Source organism: Collinsella aerofaciens (assembly GCF_040910265.1).
In the GTDB taxonomy this organism is placed as follows: Bacteria; Actinomycetota; Coriobacteriia; order Coriobacteriales; family Coriobacteriaceae; genus Collinsella; species Collinsella aerofaciens_BK.
In genome coordinates this window covers 1-19,636 of the sequence record NZ_JBDGAW010000024.1, presented here as the reverse complement: position 1 = coordinate 19,636, position 19,636 = coordinate 1, and the positions used below count along the sequence as shown (strand labels likewise).

At 60.4% G+C, this 19,636-nt stretch carries 16 protein-coding genes; 6 read left to right on the top strand and 10 right to left on the bottom strand.

The window, feature by feature from the left end; all coding sequences use genetic code 11:
• Nucleotides 1–576 carry an epoxyqueuosine reductase QueH gene (locus AB5Z14_RS08905; protein ID WP_099431933.1) on the bottom strand — a complete coding sequence of 192 codons (576 nt, stop codon included), beginning with the start codon at nt 574–576 and terminating at the stop codon, nt 1–3.
• A 10-nt stretch (nt 577–586) separates the two neighbouring features.
• Complete coding sequence (locus tag AB5Z14_RS08900) at nt 587–1,153, bottom strand: DUF3267 domain-containing protein (RefSeq protein ID WP_368131115.1); 567 nt, start codon at nt 1,151–1,153, stop codon at nt 587–589.
• Between the two features lie 132 nt (nt 1,154–1,285).
• Between AB5Z14_RS08900 and AB5Z14_RS08895 the strand changes: the two genes are divergently transcribed.
• Entirely contained in the window at nt 1,286–3,436 is a 2,151-nt protein-coding gene (locus tag AB5Z14_RS08895) for a methionine--tRNA ligase (RefSeq protein WP_368131114.1), read from the top strand.
• Nucleotides 3,437–3,472: 36 nt separating this feature from the next.
• The gene (locus tag AB5Z14_RS08890) at nt 3,473–4,576 is read left to right on the top strand and encodes an RsmB/NOP family class I SAM-dependent RNA methyltransferase (protein ID WP_368131113.1); all 1,104 of its coding nucleotides are present in this window, start codon (nt 3,473–3,475) and stop codon (nt 4,574–4,576) included.
• A gap of 24 nt (nt 4,577–4,600) precedes the next feature.
• Here the strand turns inward: AB5Z14_RS08890 and AB5Z14_RS08885 are convergent, their stop codons facing one another.
• On the bottom strand, nt 4,601–4,771 hold the full coding sequence (locus AB5Z14_RS08885) for a hypothetical protein (RefSeq protein ID WP_157757989.1): 171 nt from the start codon (nt 4,769–4,771) through the stop codon (nt 4,601–4,603).
• 191 nt (nt 4,772–4,962) lie between these two features.
• Between AB5Z14_RS08885 and AB5Z14_RS08880 the strand changes: the two genes are divergently transcribed.
• Nucleotides 4,963–6,054 (top strand): beta/alpha barrel domain-containing protein, encoded by a 1,092-nt coding sequence (locus tag AB5Z14_RS08880; protein WP_368131112.1) that lies wholly within the window; start codon nt 4,963–4,965, stop codon nt 6,052–6,054.
• 81 nt (nt 6,055–6,135) lie between these two features.
• On the opposite strand, the gene AB5Z14_RS08875 is transcribed toward AB5Z14_RS08880, so the two are convergent.
• On the bottom strand, nt 6,136–7,026 hold the full coding sequence (locus tag AB5Z14_RS08875) for a DegV family protein (RefSeq protein WP_368131111.1): 891 nt from the start codon (nt 7,024–7,026) through the stop codon (nt 6,136–6,138).
• A 320-nt stretch (nt 7,027–7,346) separates the two neighbouring features.
• Between AB5Z14_RS08875 and AB5Z14_RS08870 the strand changes: the two genes are divergently transcribed.
• The 3 genes from AB5Z14_RS08870 (at nt 7,347) to AB5Z14_RS08860 (ending at nt 10,363) form a co-directional block, all read left to right on the top strand.
• Nucleotides 7,347–9,263 carry a fructose-1,6-bisphosphatase gene (locus AB5Z14_RS08870; protein WP_368131110.1) on the top strand — a complete coding sequence of 639 codons (1,917 nt, stop codon included), beginning with the start codon at nt 7,347–7,349 and terminating at the stop codon, nt 9,261–9,263.
• A 78-nt stretch (nt 9,264–9,341) separates the two neighbouring features.
• On the top strand, nt 9,342–9,737 hold the full coding sequence (locus AB5Z14_RS08865; RefSeq protein WP_006235398.1) for a GtrA family protein: 396 nt from the start codon (nt 9,342–9,344) through the stop codon (nt 9,735–9,737).
• 218 nt (nt 9,738–9,955) lie between these two features.
• Nucleotides 9,956–10,363, top strand: coding sequence for a GtrA family protein (locus tag AB5Z14_RS08860; RefSeq protein ID WP_022095123.1), 408 nt, complete (start codon nt 9,956–9,958; stop codon nt 10,361–10,363).
• Between the two features lie 159 nt (nt 10,364–10,522).
• On the opposite strand, the gene AB5Z14_RS08855 is transcribed toward AB5Z14_RS08860, so the two are convergent.
• From AB5Z14_RS08855 to AB5Z14_RS08830, 6 genes are all read right to left on the bottom strand, one after another.
• Nucleotides 10,523–11,413: a DUF4430 domain-containing protein gene (locus AB5Z14_RS08855; RefSeq protein ID WP_368131109.1), complete on the bottom strand. Its 891-nt coding sequence runs from the start codon at nt 11,411–11,413 to the stop codon at nt 10,523–10,525.
• A gap of 9 nt (nt 11,414–11,422) precedes the next feature.
• Nucleotides 11,423–15,241, bottom strand: a complete 3,819-nt coding sequence (locus AB5Z14_RS08850) for a DUF4430 domain-containing protein (protein ID WP_368131108.1) — start codon at nt 15,239–15,241, stop codon at nt 11,423–11,425.
• 428 nt (nt 15,242–15,669) lie between these two features.
• On the bottom strand, nt 15,670–17,433 hold the full coding sequence (locus AB5Z14_RS08845) for an ABC1 kinase family protein (RefSeq protein ID WP_368131107.1): 1,764 nt from the start codon (nt 17,431–17,433) through the stop codon (nt 15,670–15,672).
• Nucleotides 17,434–17,441: 8 nt separating this feature from the next.
• Entirely contained in the window at nt 17,442–17,858 is a 417-nt protein-coding gene (locus tag AB5Z14_RS08840; RefSeq protein WP_117583986.1) for a hypothetical protein, read from the bottom strand.
• A gap of 99 nt (nt 17,859–17,957) precedes the next feature.
• A complete protein-coding gene (locus AB5Z14_RS08835) occupies nt 17,958–19,481 on the bottom strand; it encodes a C69 family dipeptidase (protein ID WP_368131106.1) in 1,524 nt (507 codons plus the stop codon).
• Nucleotides 19,453–19,636 (bottom strand): hypothetical protein (locus AB5Z14_RS08830; RefSeq protein WP_368131105.1); only part of this gene is annotated, 184 nt, incomplete at its 5' end. The genes AB5Z14_RS08830 and AB5Z14_RS08835, both read right to left, overlap by 29 nt.

Genomic DNA, 19,636 nt, shown 5'->3' with positions numbered 1-19,636 from the left:
CTACTTTTTGGCAGCCTTGCGCTCGTCGCGAATGCGAGCGCGGTCCATGGCCGCCTCGACGGCAGAAAAGCGGCAACCGCAGTAGTTCTGTCGATACATGCCCAGTTCGCGCGAACGGCGCGTAGCCTCGGGATAATACGGGCGAAAATCGCGGATCACCGGGGTGAGCCCACGTGCCGCCGCCAGGCGCTCGAGTACGTCATTGCAGGTGTCGAACAGCTGGTACGGCGAGACGGCGAGCGTCGTACCCACATATTCAAACCTGCGCTCCTGGGCAACGCGGCATGCCTCGGCCAAGCGCAAGGCATAGCACACGCGACAGCGACGGGGACGATCGGCACCCAACGGGGCCACGCCGGTCTCCCAGCGTTCGCGGTCCTCCCCGGCCTCGATGAGCTCGATGTCGCCGTCGGCACACCACCGGCGCAGCTCGTCCAAACGGCGCCGCCATTCATCGCGCGGTTGAATATTGGGGTTGGTCCAGCAGATTGTGGGTTCAAACCCTTCCTCGCGCAGCAGGCGGACCGGCTCAAGCGAGCACGGCGCACAGCAGGCGTGCAACAACAACGGCTTCATCGACATCTCCTCACCCAAAAAAGCGCACGCCAAAGGACGTGTCCTCGCAGGCGACGATACGGCGATCGCGCAGAATGGTTCGCACGTAGTACCAGTCGCCCACGCACCCCGACAAATGCAAGCCGGCCGCTAGGTAGCACAGCAGCGGATAGCCCGAAAACGCAAACCCCAGGGCAAACGCTGCCGTCAAAAAGACCGTGGGCGCCAGGCAAATGGTCATGTAACGCCGATGCGAATACACAACGCCCTCGGCGCAGGCATAAATCATCGCAGTCTCGCGATTCGCCCCAAAGGTCACACGCACGCCCGCAGGCGCCAGCAGCTTAAAAAACACCGCATGCACCAGCTCGTGTACGGCAAACGACGCCGCACAAACAACAGCCACGCCGACTATCCAGCCCACGACCGCCGTCCAGCCGCCTGCCTCAGCCGCATCCAAGTCCGCAGGCCTGCCCAGCAGCATAAGCACCGGCACCAGGCACACGGCAAACACGCCGACTACGACCATCCCCCACACAAAGCAGGCGTGCAGAAAATCCTCGTCCTCAAACGCATGTATGTTGGAAATCTCATTCATAACATCTTAGGATAGCGCCCCTGCCACGCACCCGCCCGCATGTGCGATAATGTCGAACGATATGCACGAATTGACCACCGCGCAGCCGAGCCCCGCGCCCGGCTGCGCCCTCACCATATGCGAAGGAGTCCCATGGCATCCAAATACTCCATGAACGACCGTCCCAGCTGGCCGCGCCGCGCCATCGTTACCGCCGGCGAGCCCTACGGCAACAAGGGCCTGCACTTTGGCCACGTCGGCGGCGTCTTTGTCCCGGCCGACTTCTTCGCCCGCTTCCTGCGCGACCGCCTGGGCCGCGAAAACGTCATCTTCACCTCGGGCACCGACTGCTACGGTTCGCCCATCATGGAGAGCTACCGCAAGCTCAAGGAGAACGAGGGCTACGACAAGTCCATCGGCGAGTATGTCGAGTCCAATCACTCCCGCCAGGCCGCGACCCTCAACAACTACAACATCAGCTGCGACATCTACGGCGGCTCGGGCCTTGAGCCGGCTGCGCAGATTCACAACGAGGTAACCGCCGAGATTATCAAGCGCCTGCACGAGCAGGGCACCATCTCCAAGCGCTCCACGCTGCAGTTCTACGATGCCAAGGCCGGCACGTTCCTCAACGGCCGTCAGGTCATCGGCCGCTGCCCCATCCAGGGCTGCAAGTCCGAGAAGGCTTATGCCGACGAGTGCGATCTGGGCCACCAGTTTGAGCCCGAGGAGCTCATCGCGCCCAAGAGCCAGCTCACCGGCGAGGTGCCCGAGTTGCGTCCGGTCGACAACCTCTACTTCGACCTGCCGGCCTACCTCGACTTCATGAAAACCTACACCGCCAAGCTCGCCCAGAACCCGCAGGTTCGCTCCGTGGTCTCCAAGACTATGGAGGAGTGGCTGCTGCCGGCCCAGCTCTACATCCAGAACAAGTTCCGCGAGGCCTTCGATGCCGTCGAGGATCAGCTGCCCGAGCACACCGTGCTGGAGCCCGAGGGCAACAAGAGCAGCTTTACCGTCACCTTCCCCAGCTGGAAGGAGCGCGACGATGCCCACGCAGTGCTCGCCAACGGTGGCGTGCGCTTCCGCAGCGGCAAGGCGCTCGTGCCCTTCCGCATCACCGGCAACATCGACTGGGGCGTTCCGGTGCCCGAGGTCGATGGCGCCTCCGACGTCACCTGCTGGTGCTGGCCCGAGAGCCTGTGGGCGCCCATCAGCTATACGCGCACCGTGCTCGCGCGCGATGCCAAGGCCGCCGGCGTGACCGAGGGCGTCGCCGCCCAGGATGCCGCCCTCATGGGCGAGCCCGCCGCCGACTCCACGCAGGTGCCCGCACCCACCTACCAGCACAGCTCGCTCGACTGGCGCGACTGGTGGTGCTCTGACGACGCACAGATCTACCAGTTCATCGGTCAGGACAACATCTATTTCTACTGTATCGCGCAGACCGCCATGTGGGAGGCCCTGGGCTGGGACCTCACGCAGAGCACCGTCAGCGCCTGCTACCACCTGCTCTACATGGGCAAAAAGGCCAGCTCGTCCTCGCAGACGCCTCCCCCGCCGGCAGACGACCTGCTCAACCACTACACCTGCGAGCAGATGCGCGCGCACTGGCTGTCGCTCGGCCTGTCCGAGAAGCCGGTAAGCTTTAGCCCCAAGGCATACGACACGCGGGTGACCGGCAAGGACAAGGACGGCAACGAGGTGCGCGCCTGCGACGACAAGCGCGTCATCGATCCGGCCCTTAAGGAGAGCGCCCTTTTGACCGGCGTGTTCAACCGCCTGGCCCGCAGCTGCTTCTACGGCGTCGCCGTCAAGGAGGGCGACGAGAGCCCCTACCGCAACGGCTGCATCCCCGCCGGCGCAGCTTCTGACACCGTGGTCGAGGCCGCCGAGCAGGCTGCCCTTGCCTTTGAGCAGGCCATGTACAAGTTCGAGACGCACCGCGCGCTCGCCGTGTGCGACGACTACCTGCGTGCCGCCAACAAGCGCTGGAGCGATGCCTCCAAGGCCGCTAACAAGCTCGAGGGCGAGCCGGCCAATGCCGCAATGACGCAGGCCCTCGTCGACGCCTTTACCGAGCTGCGCGTGGCGACCGTGCTCATGCACGGCATCGTCCCCGCCGGCTGCGAGCTCATCTGCGAGTACTTCGACGTCGATCCGGTCGCCTTCTTTAGCTGGGATAACATCTTCGCCTCCACGGATGAGTTTGTGGAGAGCTTGGGCGAGAAGCCCGGCGAGCACCGCGTAAAGCCGCTGCCCCCGCGCTTCGACTTCTTCAGCAAGCACGAGAGCCAGTACTAAACACTCGACATGTAATGGAATGGGAAGGAAAGACGGATGTCCAAGCCACGTCGTCGTAAGCAGAAAAAGCAGGTTAAGCCCGAGCTCAACCTCAGGCAGTTTGCCGCTACCGAGCTTTCCGACCAGCTTGCCGCCCAACACTCCGCCGCCGACCTGCCGCGCTTTATGGTCGACACGGTCGCCGGCGCCTATGCGCCCGCCGATGCCGAGCTCATGATCGAGGGTTTCGGCGCCGCGGCCACACGCCCGGTCACGCTGCGCGCCAACACGCTCAAGGCAACCGCCGAGGACATCGCTGCGGCGCTCGATGCCGCCGGCATCGCCCACAACCCCGTCACCTGGTACCCAGACGCCTTCATCCTGCCCGAGGCCCAGGTTTCCGATCTGTGGGATCTCGACATCTACCGCGACGGCAAGATCTACCTGCAGAGCCTGTCGTCCATGATGCCGCCGCTGGTCCTGGGCACTCAGGCAGGCGAGGACATCCTGGACATGTGCGCAGCCCCTGGCGGCAAGACGACGCAGATCGCCGCCCTCACGCAGGGGCAGGCGCACCTTACCGCCTGCGAGATGAGCATTCCCCGCGCCGAGAAACTCGAAGCCAACCTCCACCGCCAAGGTGCCAAAAACGTGCCCGTCATGCGCACCGACGCACGCGAGCTCGACGAGTTCTTCCGCTTTGACCGCATCCTGCTCGACGCTCCCTGCACCGGCACGGGCACCGTCATCAGCGGCAACGAGAAAAGCCTGCGCGGCCTGACCGAGCAGCTGCTCGTCAAATGCGCCCGCTCGCAGCGTGCGCTTCTGGACCGCGCCATGGGAGCCCTAAAACCGGGCGGCACGCTCGTCTATTCGACTTGTTCGATCTTGCCGCAGGAAAACGAGGACGCCCTGCAAGAGGCCCTCGACAAGCATATGGACTGCGAGCTCATCCCCCTCGACGGCACGCCAAGCGAAAGTGAGGCACGCCGCGCCCAGGAAGCTGGCGAGGAGCCGCGCATCGAGTCCAACGCCCTGACCGAGGCCATTGCCACGGGTCAGGTATCGGCCATCGCCAACGGCCTGCCCGGCACGCTCACCATTCCGCCCAGCCGCGAATTTGAGGGCTTCTACATTGCCCTGATCCGAAAACGCAGCTAGCGCACGGATCCAAAACTCAACAAGCTATCTCCGTGCGCGTTTGCCCTGCTGGTCGCGATGCTGTTTAAGCATCGCGCGCTCCTTGCGTTCGGCCCTTTTGCCCTTAATGGCCGTGACCACAAAGTAGATGACCGCGGCGGCAACGATTGCGCCCACACACAGGCCAATCGAGCCAAACATTGCTGTCAATTCCATACCGCGTCACCTCTCTTTTAAACGGGACATTCAAGATAGCACCTCAATACCCGCCACCACAGCTCCTTCACGTTCGCCGGCCCTTCGGTCTAACGGATGGCGCGGCGGGGAAAAATCAACTCGTCAAACGATTTAGCATTCGCAATTCCGGCTGCATCGCGCCGGCCGTCATCACATAGAATCGAGCTTCCATGGATACCCTCAACGATCTAAATGAGCGCGTCGACGCCTTCGTCGGCACCAGCTCCTTCGACACGCCTGCCGCGGCAAACGACCAAGCCCCCATCGATGTGCCCGCCGAGGTTCACGAGGACATCGTCGCCTCGGTCGATTTCTCCGAGGTCGAGCTCGCAGACGAGTTCACCGAACCCCAGGTAGCCGTGACCCCCAACGGACTGCTTCCCATGGAGCCGCTGCCCATCGACGGGCGCCTGCGCAAGGCGGCCCTTCGCATGCCTGACGAGATTGAGGAGGCCAGCGGCTTCACGCTCTTCGGCCGTCGTATCAAATCGCTCATCTACACCACCGACGTCGCGGTCATCCGCAACTCCAACGCCGATGCCGTCTTTGCCGTTTACCCCTTCACGCCGCAGCCCGCCATTACGCAGGCGCTGCTGACCGTCGCCGAGTGCCCGGTCTTCGTAGGCGTGGGCGGTGGCACCACCACCGGCAAGCGCTCCGTTCAGATGGCAGCCGTCTCCGAGATGCAGGGCGCGGCGGGCTGTGTGGTCAACTCCCCCGCCACCGCCGAGATGGTCGAGCACATCACCAACATCGCCGACATCCCCGTCATCGCTACGGTCGTTCGCTGCGACGACGATGCCCACGCCAAGGTGCGCGCTGGAGCCAAGATTCTCAACATCGCCGCCGGCAAGAACACGCCCCAGGTCCTACGCGAGCTGCGCAAGCACTATCCCAACCTGCCGCTCATCGCGCCGGGCGGCAAGACGCCCGAGAGCATCCGTGAAACCATCGCCGCCGGCGCCAACGCCATCATCTGGACGCCGCCTTCGGCCCAGCAGCTACAGACCGACATGATGCAGCGTTATCGCAAGATGAAGGAAGACGCCACACCTGTCATCTCGCACGACGATGTCCCCATTATCGACCAGGTCGCCGCCGCCGAGGTCAGCCAGGTCGAGAACATGAATCCCGACGTGCCGATTCCCGACGAAGTCATCGAGCGCGTCGCTTCGATCCACGAGCGCGTCGAGGAGCATCGCGCCAACCGCGGCCTCAAGCCGTCACTGCACGGCTTCTTCTTCCGCGGAAAGAAACGCTAACCCCAACAGCAAGGCCCGCCCCACAAACGTGAGGCGGGCCGTTTTCGTTTGAGCAATCATGCAGCGATGTGATGGGGCAAACTAATCCACGCGCTTGTCGCCCATAAAGAAGAGCGCCACCGTACCAGGTCCGGTATGCGAGCCAATCAGAGTACCGATGTTATTGATCTCAATCTTGCCTTTAAGCTGCGGAACCTGTTTCTCGATCAGCGCCGCAACTGCCTCGGCATCCTCGCGGCACGCCGAGTGCGACATGACGCACTTACCCGAATAATCCGCACCGTCCTGCACGTGTGCCATCATGGTCTTAGCCATCTCGGAAATCGCGCGCTTCTTAGTGCGAATCTTCTCACGTGGCGACAGCCCACCTTCACAATCGACCGTCATAAGCGGGCAAATCTTAAGCGCCGTGCCGATGATCGCGCTCGCAGCCGAAATGCGACCGCCGCGCAGGTAGCTCGACAGATCGGTCGAGAAGAACCAGTGGTGCAGGTTGAGCTTGTGCTCCTCGATCCAGGCAGCCGTCTCGTCGAGTGAAGCCCCGCTATCGCGCACGTCGGCGGCACATTCCGCCAGCAGGCCAAAGCCCGAAGACGCCGCCAGCGAATCGATGACGCGCACCTTGCCGCCCTGGGGATAGCGATCCGCGAGCATCTGCGCCGCAACGCAAGCCGAGCCATACGTACCCGAAATACCCGACGACAACGTCAGGTGCAGCACGTCTTTACCCTCGGCAACAAGCGGCTCCCAAAACTCCTCGTACTCACCCACGCTCACCTGAGACGTCTTGGGCATGGCGCCTGCGGCAATCTGGGCAAAAAACTCGTCCGGCGTAATCGACTGATACAGATCGTCCGTATAGACAACATCGTCGATCTCGTAATGAAAACACACGACAGGGATATTGCGCGATTCAAAGAACTCCCGAGTTCGATCGGCGGCGGATTCACAGGTCAGGACAAAATCACTCATATGAGGCTCCTTACTCATTGCTGCGCAAATTATCGCACAGTGAGCCTACATACGGTACATATGTCCACTATTTACCAAATCGAACCAAAAATAGCGAACATCTTTACCACCATCGTTTCCACCGACCCCACGCATAAATATCTGAGAAAACACCCTCTATCGTCTCCACTCAACCGCCATATCTACCTCCACTAAATCGATTTACCAAACCGTTCGGCTAACAATTCGGCCGCCCTTCCCCAATCGAAACAAAAGCGGCGCATACTGATAAACGTTTGACGCTGTTTATCAGTTTTACCAGCCCTATCGGAAGGTGTTTCATGGTCGCATTCGATCGCAATCCGCAAGACTTCAAGTATCTGCGCCTGCTGTCGAGACAGTTTCCCACCGAGCAATCCGCGTTTACCGAGATCATCAACCTCTCGGCCATCCTCAACCTGCCCAAAGGCACTGAGCATTTTATGAGCGACGTGCATGGCGAGTACGAAGCCTTTATGCACATCCTCAACAACTGCTCGGGCGTCGTGCGCGAACATGTCGACGAGATCTTTGGCGACACGCTCTCCTTTGACGAGAAGGGCGAGCTGTGCACGCTCATCTACTACCCGCGCGAGAAGATCGAGCTAGTCCGCAGCCGGCGCGAGGACTCGCCCACCTGGTACAAGACGATGCTTGACCAGCTCATCATGGTCGCCCGCTCGCTTTCGAGCCGCTATACGCGCTCCAAGGTGCGTAAGGCCATCCCACGCGATTACGCCTACATCATCGACGAGCTGCTGCACACGCATCCGGACGAGAACAACTATCGCGTGCGCTATCACGAGCGCATCGTGGAGTCCATCCTGGAAACCGCCAGCGCCGACGACTTTATCGAGTCGCTTGCCTCGCTCATCAAGCGCCTGGCCGTCGACCACCTGCACCTGGTGGGCGACATCTTCGACCGCGGCGGCGGCGCGGCCAAGATTATGGACCGCCTGCTCACCTACCATTCACTCGACATCCAGTGGGGCAACCACGACCTGCTGTGGATGGGCGCTGCGGCCGGTGAGCCCGCCTGCATCGCCACGGTGCTGCGCAACAACCTACGCTACGACAATTACGAGATCCTCGAGAACGACTACGGTATCTCGCTGCGTGAGCTTGTCGCCTTTGCCGATGCCACCTACACCGCCGGTGAGTCCATCACCCCGCTGATCAAGGCCATCAACGTGCTGCTCTTTAAGCTCGAGGGCCAGATTATCCAGCGCCATCCCGAGTTCGACATGACCGACCGCCTGTTACTCGACAAGATCGATCACGACACCGGCACGGTCACGCTCGCCGACGGCAGCGTGTGGCCGCTCACGACCAACGACTTCCCCACCGTCGACCCGGCGGACCCCTATACGCTCACGTCTCAGGAGCAGCACATCATCGACAAGCTCGTGTCCGAGTTTGTCACCGCCGATCATCTACATCGCCATATCGATTTCCTCTATTCCCACGGCTCGATGTACAAGGTCGCCAACGGCAACCTGCTGTTCCATGGCTGCGTGCCACTCAACGAAGACGGCACCTTTAGCAGCATGAACTGCCTGGGCACCTGGCACGCTGGCCGCGATTATCTCGATTTTTGCGACCACATCGCCCGCCGCGCCTGGCGCATGGGCGACCGCGACGCCCTCGACTGGATGTGGTACCTGTGGATCGGCTTTAACTCACCCGCCAGCGGACGCCTGGTGCGTACCTTTGAGCGCGCCTATATCGCCGATAAGAGCACCTGGGTCGAGCCGATGGACCCGTACTTTACGCTTACCAAGTCGCCCTCGGTCTGCGACGACATCATGCGCGAGTTTGGCGTCGCGCCCATGGCATGCTCACCGACCGGTCACATCATCAACGGCCACACGCCCGTTAAAACCACCAAGGGCGAGCAGCCCATCCGCGCCGAGGGCAAGCTGCTGGTCATCGATGGCGGCTTCTGCCGCGCTTACCATCCCAAGACGGGTATCGCCGGCTATACGCTCATCTCGAGCTCGCGCGGCTGCCGTCTCAAGTCGCACCGGGCCTTTACGACGGTTGCCGAGGCACTCACACGCAACGTGGACATCGAGAGCGAGACCAACCGTTTTGACCAAGCAGACCGTCGCCGCATGGTGAGCGACACCGATACCGGCGCCAAGATTCGCAGCCAGATCCAGGACCTGCGCCAGCTGCTCGATGCATATAGAAACGGTGCTATCGAACAGCGCGCCTAGCCCCACCCGCGGGGATTGGCTAAACTTGCTGAGTTTGTCATCCCCACGGCGTCCCGGCGCCACCCTAAGGCAGGTACCATGCAAAAGCTCCTTGCGCAGATCATGAAGTTTGGCGTCGTCGGCGTCATTGCCACGGTCATCGACTTTGGCATCATGAATCTGCTCCACTACGGTCTGGGCCTTAACATCCTAATCGCCAACACCAGCGGCTTTATCATCTCACTCATCTTTAACTACCTCGCCAGCATGAAGTACGTGTTTGCGCACAAGGAGGGCATGAGCCGCCGCCGCGAGTTCATTATCTTTGTCGTGCTGTCCGTGATCGGCCTGGCACTCAACGACGGTATCGTGTTGACGCTCAACGCCGGCCTGGGACTCGAGGCCAATATCGCCAAGATCTGCGCCACCGCGCTTGTCATGGTCTACAACTTTGTGACCCGAAAGATCTTCCTGGAAGGCGACGAGACCAAGTAACTCGCAACCTTACAGCTTTACGATGCCCACGGATGACGCGCGTCGAGCGCTGTGTTGTTCGTGGGCTTTGCTCGTTTACGGGCAAATTTTCAACGTTTGCGGATTAGCTCTTGAAAATTTGGCGAGTTCGTATAGTTCTTGGCAAAGACCTTACGTTTCCCTTGCAAAAGCTCTAAAGTATCCTCTGCTCGATTCATCAACGCATTGGATGTGATTACGTGCGCAAGGCACTGGCACAACCTCATACCAAGCAGTTCCTCAAGTTCGCTGTCGTGGGTCTTATCTCCTTTGGCATCGACTGGGGTATGCTCATTGCGCTCGTCGAGCTGTTTCACCTCGACTTTTTGATGAGCACCACGGTTTCGTTCATCACGTCCGTCGTGGTCAACTACTGGCTCAGCATGAAGTACGTGTTCGACCATCGCGAGGGAATGAGCCGCAAGCGCGAGTTCACGATCTTCACCATCCTGTCGGTGATCGGTCTGGGCCTCAACGATCTGTATATGTTTGTGGGCGTCACGTTTTTGAGCATCGGCTACCAAGCCATGAAGGCCATCGCCACGTTCCTCGTCACCTGGTACAACTACTTCAGCCGCCGCTTCTTCCTCGAGGGCGCACGGTCGTAGTCGATTCGCTATTTGCTTGAATGTATAACCGGTTGGAATTCCCATTCCAACCGGTTTTTTGTTTGCCAAGAGACCCGGCGACCCAGTCCCATTCGCATGAAAAACGGGCGGCCCGGATGTTTGTCCGAACCGCCCGTCCGGCGCGCTATGTCGAGGCCTCTAGCCTGTAACGTAATACCAGACCACGTTGTCGCCGTTGGAGAGAACGTAGTTGCTGCAGGCCGTCATAGGCGTTGTGCCGTTGACGGAGTACATCCAGCCGCTCGTGCCGCCGTACTGTTTCTCGGCCAAACCACCAATCGCAGAAACATACGTGCCGTACGATGAGCCGTGTGCGTTGACAGAAAGACCCAGCGCGCACAGGGCATCGTAGACGGTAGCGCCTTCGTTAAAGGTAAAGGTGCCACCGGAAGACACAGGATTGCCCACAGCGCTCGATGTGACCGAAACAGTCACTGTTACGTAGCTGGACTCCTGCGAGCCGCTCTGGCCGCCCGAGGAGGCGTTTCCACCATTAGAGGATGAAACTCCATCAGACGACTGGCCACCGCCCGAAGAAGCACCGCCAGACACATTGGGAGTATCGCCAGCTCCCGTATTCTGGGCAGCGGATTTATCTCCAGACTTCTTGCTGTCCTGGTCCTCGGACTTCTTGTTATCCGAGTTCTTGTCCGATTCCTTGTTTGAAGACCCGGAATCGTCCTTGGACTTGGACTCATCTTTTTCGTCATTCGATGACTTGGAATCCTTGGAACTGGCCTCGCCCGAAGTCGTAGTCGAGCCAGACACCTTGGTGTCCTTGGTGACGACGCTCTCCCCCGTCACGGTCTGAACGATCCAGTCGATGGACCAGGCACCGCTTGCGGAAGGATGGACGAAACCCAGCGAGACGACGATCAGAATGGTGCACGCGGCAGTCAGAACGCCGAGGAGCGCCTTGCGGCGAGGGGCGGACGCCGCCGAAGCGGCGTCCTTTTGCTTTGCATCGTCGAACTGAATGAACGAGGAATCTGGTTGCTTGGGGTCAGCGTCCTTGGATTTATTGGACACAGCCCTCACCTACCGACGTTTGGTGAACACGAACACGCCGACGATGGCGAGACCGATGACGCCGGCGGCAACGCCAACAATGGCGAGCGGGTTGGTGCCAGCCTCCTGCTCGGAAGCACTAGAGGACTTCTTAGCAGTGGTCGTGGATGCAGCACCCGTATCGGACTTGGAATCGGACTTCTTGTCGGACTTGCTGTCCTTCTTGTCAGACTTCTTGTCAGACTTCTTGTCAGACTTCTTGTCAGACTTCTTCTCGTCCTTCTTATCGGACTTATCGGTGTCCTTCTTGTCGGACTTGTTGTCCTTGGTCTCGGTCTTGGTCGACACCGTCGTCTTGGTCACCGGCTTCTGACCCGGGGCGATAGCGCCGCCGGCCTCCTGGCCCTTAGAGCCGGAGCCGGAACCCGTGCCAGTGCCGGCACCAGCACCAGAACCGTTGCCAGCGCCACCGTTGCCACCATTAGCGCCAGAACCGCCATTGCCGCCAGGGTTAACGGCATTCTTGGTCCACTTGGCATACAGCGTCAGATCGGCCGTCACCGGTGTACTGAAATCATACGCCTGCGTGCAAGCCTCATCGGTGAACCAACCGCCGAAAGTGTAGCCATCGCGCGTCGGATCGGCCGGCTTGACCAGCTTGCCATCGGCCGTAGCAACAAACTTAGTGTCGCAAGCAGACCCGCCGTTGGAATTAAAGGCAACCGTCCAAGACTCAACGGCCCCAAGCTTGAACAGCGTGCCCGAATCATTGATGTAGTACAGGTTGCCAGATGCATCGGCAATGACCGGAGAGTCACAGTACTGGTAATGGCCAGCCGCATCATAAATCTGCGTCGCCTCTGCATCGCCGAGCGTATAGCGATACACGCCACCACCAGCAGAGTAGTTGACGTAATCCTTGCTATCCGCGCTGTTAACGGTGAAGTACACATAGGTCTTGCCGCCCTGAACACTCACCAGCGGAGTAGCAGCAATACCGTTGAGGCCAGCCGGCAGCGCCTTGCCGTCGGCAGCAGCGACCATCGTGGTCTTGCCCGTCTTCAGGTTATAGAGAACCAGAGCAGAGCCCGTAGCCGTCTGTCCGCCGACAATCAGATTGTCACCAGACACCGCAGGGGCGCTCAGATTATTCGCAAGGCCCAGATCAACCGTCTTCTGTTCACTCAGCACGCCCTTCGCCGAAAGCGAAATCACGTGGAGCTTTCCGTCGTGCGTCATCTGATAGAAGGTCGAACCATTGGACGGATCGGCAATGCAATCGGCATTTGCGACAGCGTCGAGCTTCATGGTCGAAACGACATCGCCCGTCGTCTTATCAATGCACTTAAGCGTGCCCGCGCTCGTAGGAACAATGGTGTACTTATCCGTCAGCGCAGCGCCAGTCCAATAATAGCCCTCGGAAGCGTCAATGTTCTGCCAAGAGACTTCGCCCGTGGCAATCTTGATACGCTTCAGGGAGCCGTTGCCGTAGGTCGCGTTGTAGTTCTCGTCATACGAAATATCGACCGTACCAACATAGACGTACTCGCCGTCCGAAACCACGGTACAGGAGCTCTGCGTCAAGTCCGTCAAACCAGGCGTCAGCCACTTGCAGATCAGCTTGTCCGCAGTAATCGCCTGGACCGCACCGCCGTTGAGCGGAACGATGATAAGGCCGTTGGTATAGATCGGACGAGAGGTGTAGCTCACCTTGGAGGCAAGCGGCGCAGAGGCAACCTTTTTGCCCGTGGACGAATCGATCTTAATGAGCTCGTTCTCGGTCGCGATGTACACAAAACCGTTAACAATGACAGGCTCGCTGCAGTTGGCATACTGCTGGCCAGACTCGGCCTTCCAATCGAAGGCCCACTTAAGACCGGCGGCCTGCGCAGGCGTCTTGGCATCCGTTACGGTCGAACCGTTGCCACTGTTGCCGTAGCCGGCCCACTCGGCATCCCAATCAGGAGTCGTCGCACTCGGGTCCACGACAATCTTGTCGGGATCGGGCATGGCCGAATCGTCGGTGGTATAGGCAAACGTAACCTTATCGCCGCTCTTGAGCGTAATCTGATTGGCGCAGAGTAAGGAGGGCTCTCCATTGATATACAGATGCCAATATTTCTTGGTCGCACCATCCCAGCCATACGGCTTGTGATCGAACGGCGAAGTAATGGAATTCAGGAACCAATATGCACCGCTCTGGGAGGCGTTGTACGTAACGCCCTTCGCCTTCAGAACCGTCTCAATAAGGTCCTGGGCCGTAGAGCCTTCGGGCAGGGAAACATTGCTTGCCGAGCCCCAGCGAGTATTGTTGCCGTTGACATCGGGACCGATAACATCGACGGACCCAAGAACCTGACCGGGGAGGGCATCGGCGTCAGCACCATACATAAAGGTGACGGCGTCGCCCTCTTGGAGTTCGTAGTTGCCGGCCCCGACCTGGGCGAACTTGCCATTTACATAGAACTGCCAATAACTTTTGGTCGCAGGATCATACCCATAGGTCTTACCGTCAAGCGGCGAGGTAATGCCGCTGAGGTACCAACCCCAAGACTCTTCTTTAGCATCGAGGGTAAGACCAGTCTGCTCCAGCAAATCCTTAGCAGTGGAACCAGCCTTGAGACTCGTCTGGCCCGTCGAGGCCCAAACCTGCTGCTTGCCGTCCTTGTCCTTACCGAGGACCTGAACGGAAGCATGGACGGAATCAGAGGGCAACTGGTCGCCCCAGCCACCGTAGAACCACGTAACGGTATCGCCAGCATGAATGGTGACATTGTCCGCCGTGTAGTCGCTCGACTTGCCGTTGATGAACAGCTGCCAACAGGTCGAATAATCGAACGGCGTACCCAGCTCAACGCCGTTGTACTTAAGGCTCAGAATGAAGGAGCCCGCAGCAACGGCGTCGATGCCATTCGCCTCGAGCGCGACCTTCGTAAGGTCAAGTGCGCTCGAGCCGGACGTCACCACATACTGCGCGTTATCGACCCAAGTCTGAGTCTTGCCCTGGGCATCGCGACCAATGACGGTCACATTCGCAGCAAGTTGGTCCTTAACGACAGGGGACGAGCTACCAGCCGTATAGGCAAACTCAATCTTCTGCCCCTGGGTGAGCTTGACGCTGCTCGCGCCAACCGAGGAAGACGCACCATCAACAAAGAGCTGCCAGAAGGCACCGGTTGTCGCGTCGTAGGCAAGCGTGCGGCTATCTGTCGAGGACGTGATGCTCTTGAGGTAGAACCCATATGCTGTGCTTGCATCGTAGTCTGCCTTGAAGCCCGTCTTCTCCTGCAGCTTAATGAAGGCATCCGCAGCCGTCGCGCCCTCGTCGAGCTTGAGCTGCGTAGGTGCCACCCAGGTCTGAGCCTTGCCGTCGGCATCGGTGCCGATAATCGAGAACGAGACCTCGACTTGCTTCTTGGCGACATCGCCGGTTTCTGTCGGGCTCTCCGTCTGGACGGCAGCCGCGGCGGCGGATCCTGCGTGGCCATCGGATACCGTCGAAGACTGCTCGCTCGCGGCAGGGTTCTCCCCCGTCGCCGAACCTTCGTCGCCAGCTGCCGCCCCTGTTGTGGCGGCACTAGCTGCGGGCGCGCTCCCAGAATCCGAAGCCTCGGCCTTGCCCTGGTCGGCAGCACCGCCCGCGGCCCCCGTGCCCTCACTCGGCGTCGTAGCCTGAGCCACAGCCTCGGCAATGCCCTCGGCGCCCTCGGCCCACAGCTGAGCCGGCGTGGTGCCAAAGGCCATCGCGAAGGCCAGGAATGCCACCAGGCCGCGCTTGGCTACACCGCGTGCAATCGCGCCACGGCGATGCAACGAGGCGCGCTCGCGCTCGTCCTCAAACATATCCATTTGTCCCCCATTGTCTGTACTTGGAGCGTTGCCTTGAGGCTGCCCCACGTCATCGCGCATGTTGCGCTCGAGTTCCCCCATCGGGGTCCCCCTTCCCTCCAGAGCCCTATGCACACCGGCGGCATACGCCGCAGCCGCATACAAGATGGGAGGCGATCCGACTTAACCTTAACGACTCGGGCACGTCGTCCGATCTGCGACGCGAACATCCCGAGCCAAGAGGAATTACGGTTACTGGTACAGCCGGGGACTTGCACCCCAATTCTCCCAAACGCGCAGGAAAACCGCGCGTTCGTGCGTCTCCGCACCACCATCTATGCCATCGATTATTACCGTCAGTATGGTATCACGCAAAAGGGCCTCGCACGCAGGCGAAGCCCAAGGTAAAAGCTATTATTTGCGATAGGAAAATACGGTGACCGCAGCCCCTAGTGCTTGCCGCCGTGACTGTTGAGCCAGATATTTCGGCCCAGCATAAGCGCCAGCACCAACGCGCTCACGTAGCCCAAAAAGCCAATGACCGGAATGCCAAACACAACCGGCTCGATGCGCGCGTAGTACACCACCGACGAACCGATAAACAGACCGGCGATCACAATTGCCATCGACATGCGGTCGATAATTCCACCCAGCTGTCGCAGCGCCTTATCGCTGCTCATGATCTGCGTGTTCACCTTAAGCTGGCCGCGCGTGAGCATGCGCGAAGCCAGGCCCAGATACTCGGCCGCCTCGAGCGAGCCCTTCGCCGCGCGATAGCTGCTCGCGGCAAGATCGCGTCCCATGTCGCGCACGCGCGCATAGGTGCTCTTCTCGTTTTTGATGTGCGTCTGGATGATCTGGATCATGTTGACGTTGGGCATATACTCAGTCAGCAGGCCCTCGAGCGTCACCATGCCGCGGGCGAACATCGTCACCACGCTCGGCAGCTCAACGTCGTTTTTGCGCGCCAGGTTTAACAGCGAGGTCAAAAACTCGCCGATATCCAGATCCTTCAGGTCAAGGCCCGCAAAGTCTGCGACGATAAAGTCCAAATCGGACAAAAAGGCCGAATGATCGAGCTCAGCCGAGTCGCCGCGCGTCACGGCAAAGCGCATGAGCGAATCCTTGAGCTTGGGCACGTCACCCTCGGCCACGGCGAAAATCATGTCCTTGACGATACCGCGATCGTGACTCGACATGCGTCCGACCATGCCCAAGTCGATAAAGTAAACGATGCCGTCCTTGAGAATAATGTTTCCCGCATGCGGGTCGGCATGGAAAAAGCCGTCATCGAGCACCTGCGTCGAGTAATCCTCGACGATCGCGGCACCGATCTTTTCCAAGTCATAGCCCTCGGCCACCAAGCGTTCAGGATCGGCGATCGAAATGCCGTCGACGTAATCCATGACCACCACGTGCTCGGTGCATAGGTCCAGATAGGATTTAGGGCACGTCACGCCATGAACGCTCTTATGGAACTCGTAGAAGTCGTTGAGGTTTTTGGCCTCGGCCAAAAAGTTGGTCTCCTCGCGAAACGAGGTCCACAACTCCTCGACTACGCCGTGCAGGTCAACGAATTGATCGGTGTTGACGAACTTGGAAACGATACGCACCACCGAGCGGATGATATCGATGTCCTGCGCCATAACCTGCTGCGCACCGGGGCGCTGCACCTTGACGGCCACGTCCTCGCCCGTCACCAGACGAGCGCGGTGCACCTGCGCGAGCGATGCGCTACCAAGCGGATTGGGGTCGATCGCATCGAACATCTCCCCCAGGCGCAGGCCGTATTCTTCTTCCAGACAACTGAGTACGACCTCGTACGGTACGGGCTCCACGTCGGAGCGCAGACGACGCAGCTCGTCGCAAAAGCGTTGCGGCAGAATCTCGGACCGGTTGGCCAGAATCTGCCCCATCTTGACGAACATGGGGCCGAGTTCCTCGAGCAGGCGGCGCAAACGAACCGGCGTGAGGTTATCCCACACGCGGTACTTTTTGACCAGGCGAACAATCTGTCCGATGCGCTCGCGGCGACCCGCCGGCGTGAGCTGGTATTCCTCGTCCGGCGCCATCGCGTCGGGCTCCTCGGGGACCATATCGACAGCGCGCGGCTTCTTGCGAGCGCCCGAGACGACGGCATCGACCTCATCGACAACCGCCGCCTCGTCACCCAAGGGATCTAGATTGTTGTAATCGGTGGTGGAATCTGCCATCTGCGCTGCTACTCGGCCTCTTCGGTATCCTTCGCATCGTCGGGCTCAACGGACTCGACGGGCACCGAGGTCACGTTGTCCTCGACCGAATCGACGATGTCGCGCACATGGGCCAGGAAAGCCGTGCGCTCGGGGGCGGTCATAACGCGGACGCGGGCAAGGATGAGCTCGTCGAGCACGCGCTGGGCCGCGGTCTCGCCCTGCATGCCCAAGCGCTCGGTCAGATCGGAGATGGTACCGCCGGCCTGCTCGAACATGTCGGACACACTGCGGGCGATATCGGGGGTGGCGGTGTCCTTGCGGACCTGCTCGCCCTTGGTGTTAAGGTCGTCGAGGACCTTCTTGCCGCCTTCGACAGCAACGGCGGCAGCGCCAAAGCCCACGTTAATGGCGCCGTTAACAAGCTGATCGAGTTTCATAACCATGGTTGTCTCCAATCACAAACAACTGCATTGGCGTTCTTGTACCCAAGATTGAGCGAAAGCGACAAAGCGTTTTAGCGCTATTCGATTGACGGGAAATCCCTACCTCACGTTGTCGTTCATCGCGAAAGAGTTCTTCATGGCGCAGCTCGTGGTGTAGAGCACCTTGCCCAGTAGAGCATCGGTCTCCACGCGAACACGCTCGGCAAAGGCCTCATTGGCGCGTGCAAGCTCGGCAGGCACTTCGGCCTCGGGCAGAACGGCTACGGCAGCGTCGATGTCATGGATCTGCTTGTGGCCCATGCCACCGACCTTCTCCTGATAATCCTCGACTGCGCGGCCGCACTCATGGAAGCGGACGTCGGCCAGCGCGCCGATCAGGCGGTTGGCCCAGTAGAAGTTTTCGGACGTCACGCGAGCCTGCGTGTCGGCAAAGTACTCGGGCATGGTCTCGACGTTGGCGTACAGCGGAACCAGCGCGTTAAACGAGTTGGAGCCAAAGGCCATCCACTGCACGGCGCGGTAGGCCGGATGCGCATAGGGGCGCAGCTGCAGCACAGCGAGCTGGCTGTTGCGGTTGATGCCGATGGGGCGATAGGCGCCACGCGTGGCGGGCGTGCCCTTGCTGCCGTAGCAGTCGTACTCCGTGCCCTGGTAGTGGCTCGAGAGTACGTACTTGATGTCCTCGATGGTCACCTTGCGCTCGGGCACGCGGCTCCAGGGAATATCGTCGCTCTCGGGCGTGTAGTCGGCCTCGGGACCGTCCCACACATCGCTGGGGTTAAGGCAGCGCTGCATATACCAGGCGCGCGGCGTGTTGTAAACGTGGTCGCTGTCGCTGTGCGAGCCAAAGGCCTCGCGCGGGTTAAAGACCGCGGCCGGACCGTCGCCCTCAACGCCCAGCGTCAAGTCCAGATGCCACTCGGCCATCCAAGCGCGCAGGTCGGCGGAGCACATGTGATCGGCCTGGGCGCCCTCGGCGTCATCCAGGTCAAAGCTGTCGATACCCAGCTGGTTGGGCATGGTCACATAGGCGTCATCGGGCACGCGCTTGGCGATCCAGTGGTGACCGCCGATGGTCTCGAGCCACCAGATCTCGTCCACGTCGCTAAAGGCGATGCCGTTGTTCTCGTAGGTGCCATAGCGCTCGAGCAGGTCACCCAGAATGCGTACGCCGTCGCGGGCGGATTTGGCATATGGCAGCACCAGGGTCACCATGTCCTCCTCGCCCAGACCGCCGGGCTGCGCCGGAACATAGCCGTCCTCGTCCTCGTTGCCCTTGGCGGGCACGTAGTCGACGAGCGGGTCGGCGCCGCGAACGCGCTCGTTGGTGGTGAGCGTCTCGGTTGCGGACATGCCCACATTGAGCTCGTTGAAACCGGCCTCGGCCCAGATGCCGTGGCCCGGGACAACATCGGGGACGCTCGTGTAGCGCATGGGGTTATCGGGCAACTCAACGGTCAGGTGACTCAGGACGCTCGTGTAGACGCGCGGCTGCTCGTCGGGATGCACCACGCGCATACGCTTGGGCTCAAACACCCCGTTGGACGAGTCCTCGTTGCGGGCAACCAACGTCGACCCGTCGTAGCTCGCGTTCTTACCAACCAAAATCGTTGTGCACGGCATGCGCATCCTCCTTGAGCGAAGAAATCAAACGATAACAGTGTATCGCTTCGGCGCAGAAAGGGCGAAACCGCGGCGCTGGCAGGTCGCGCGCGCAGACGTGGTGTAAGAGCGTCCTGAGGTCCGTCGCTGCAAGTCCCGATGTTACTCCTTCTTGA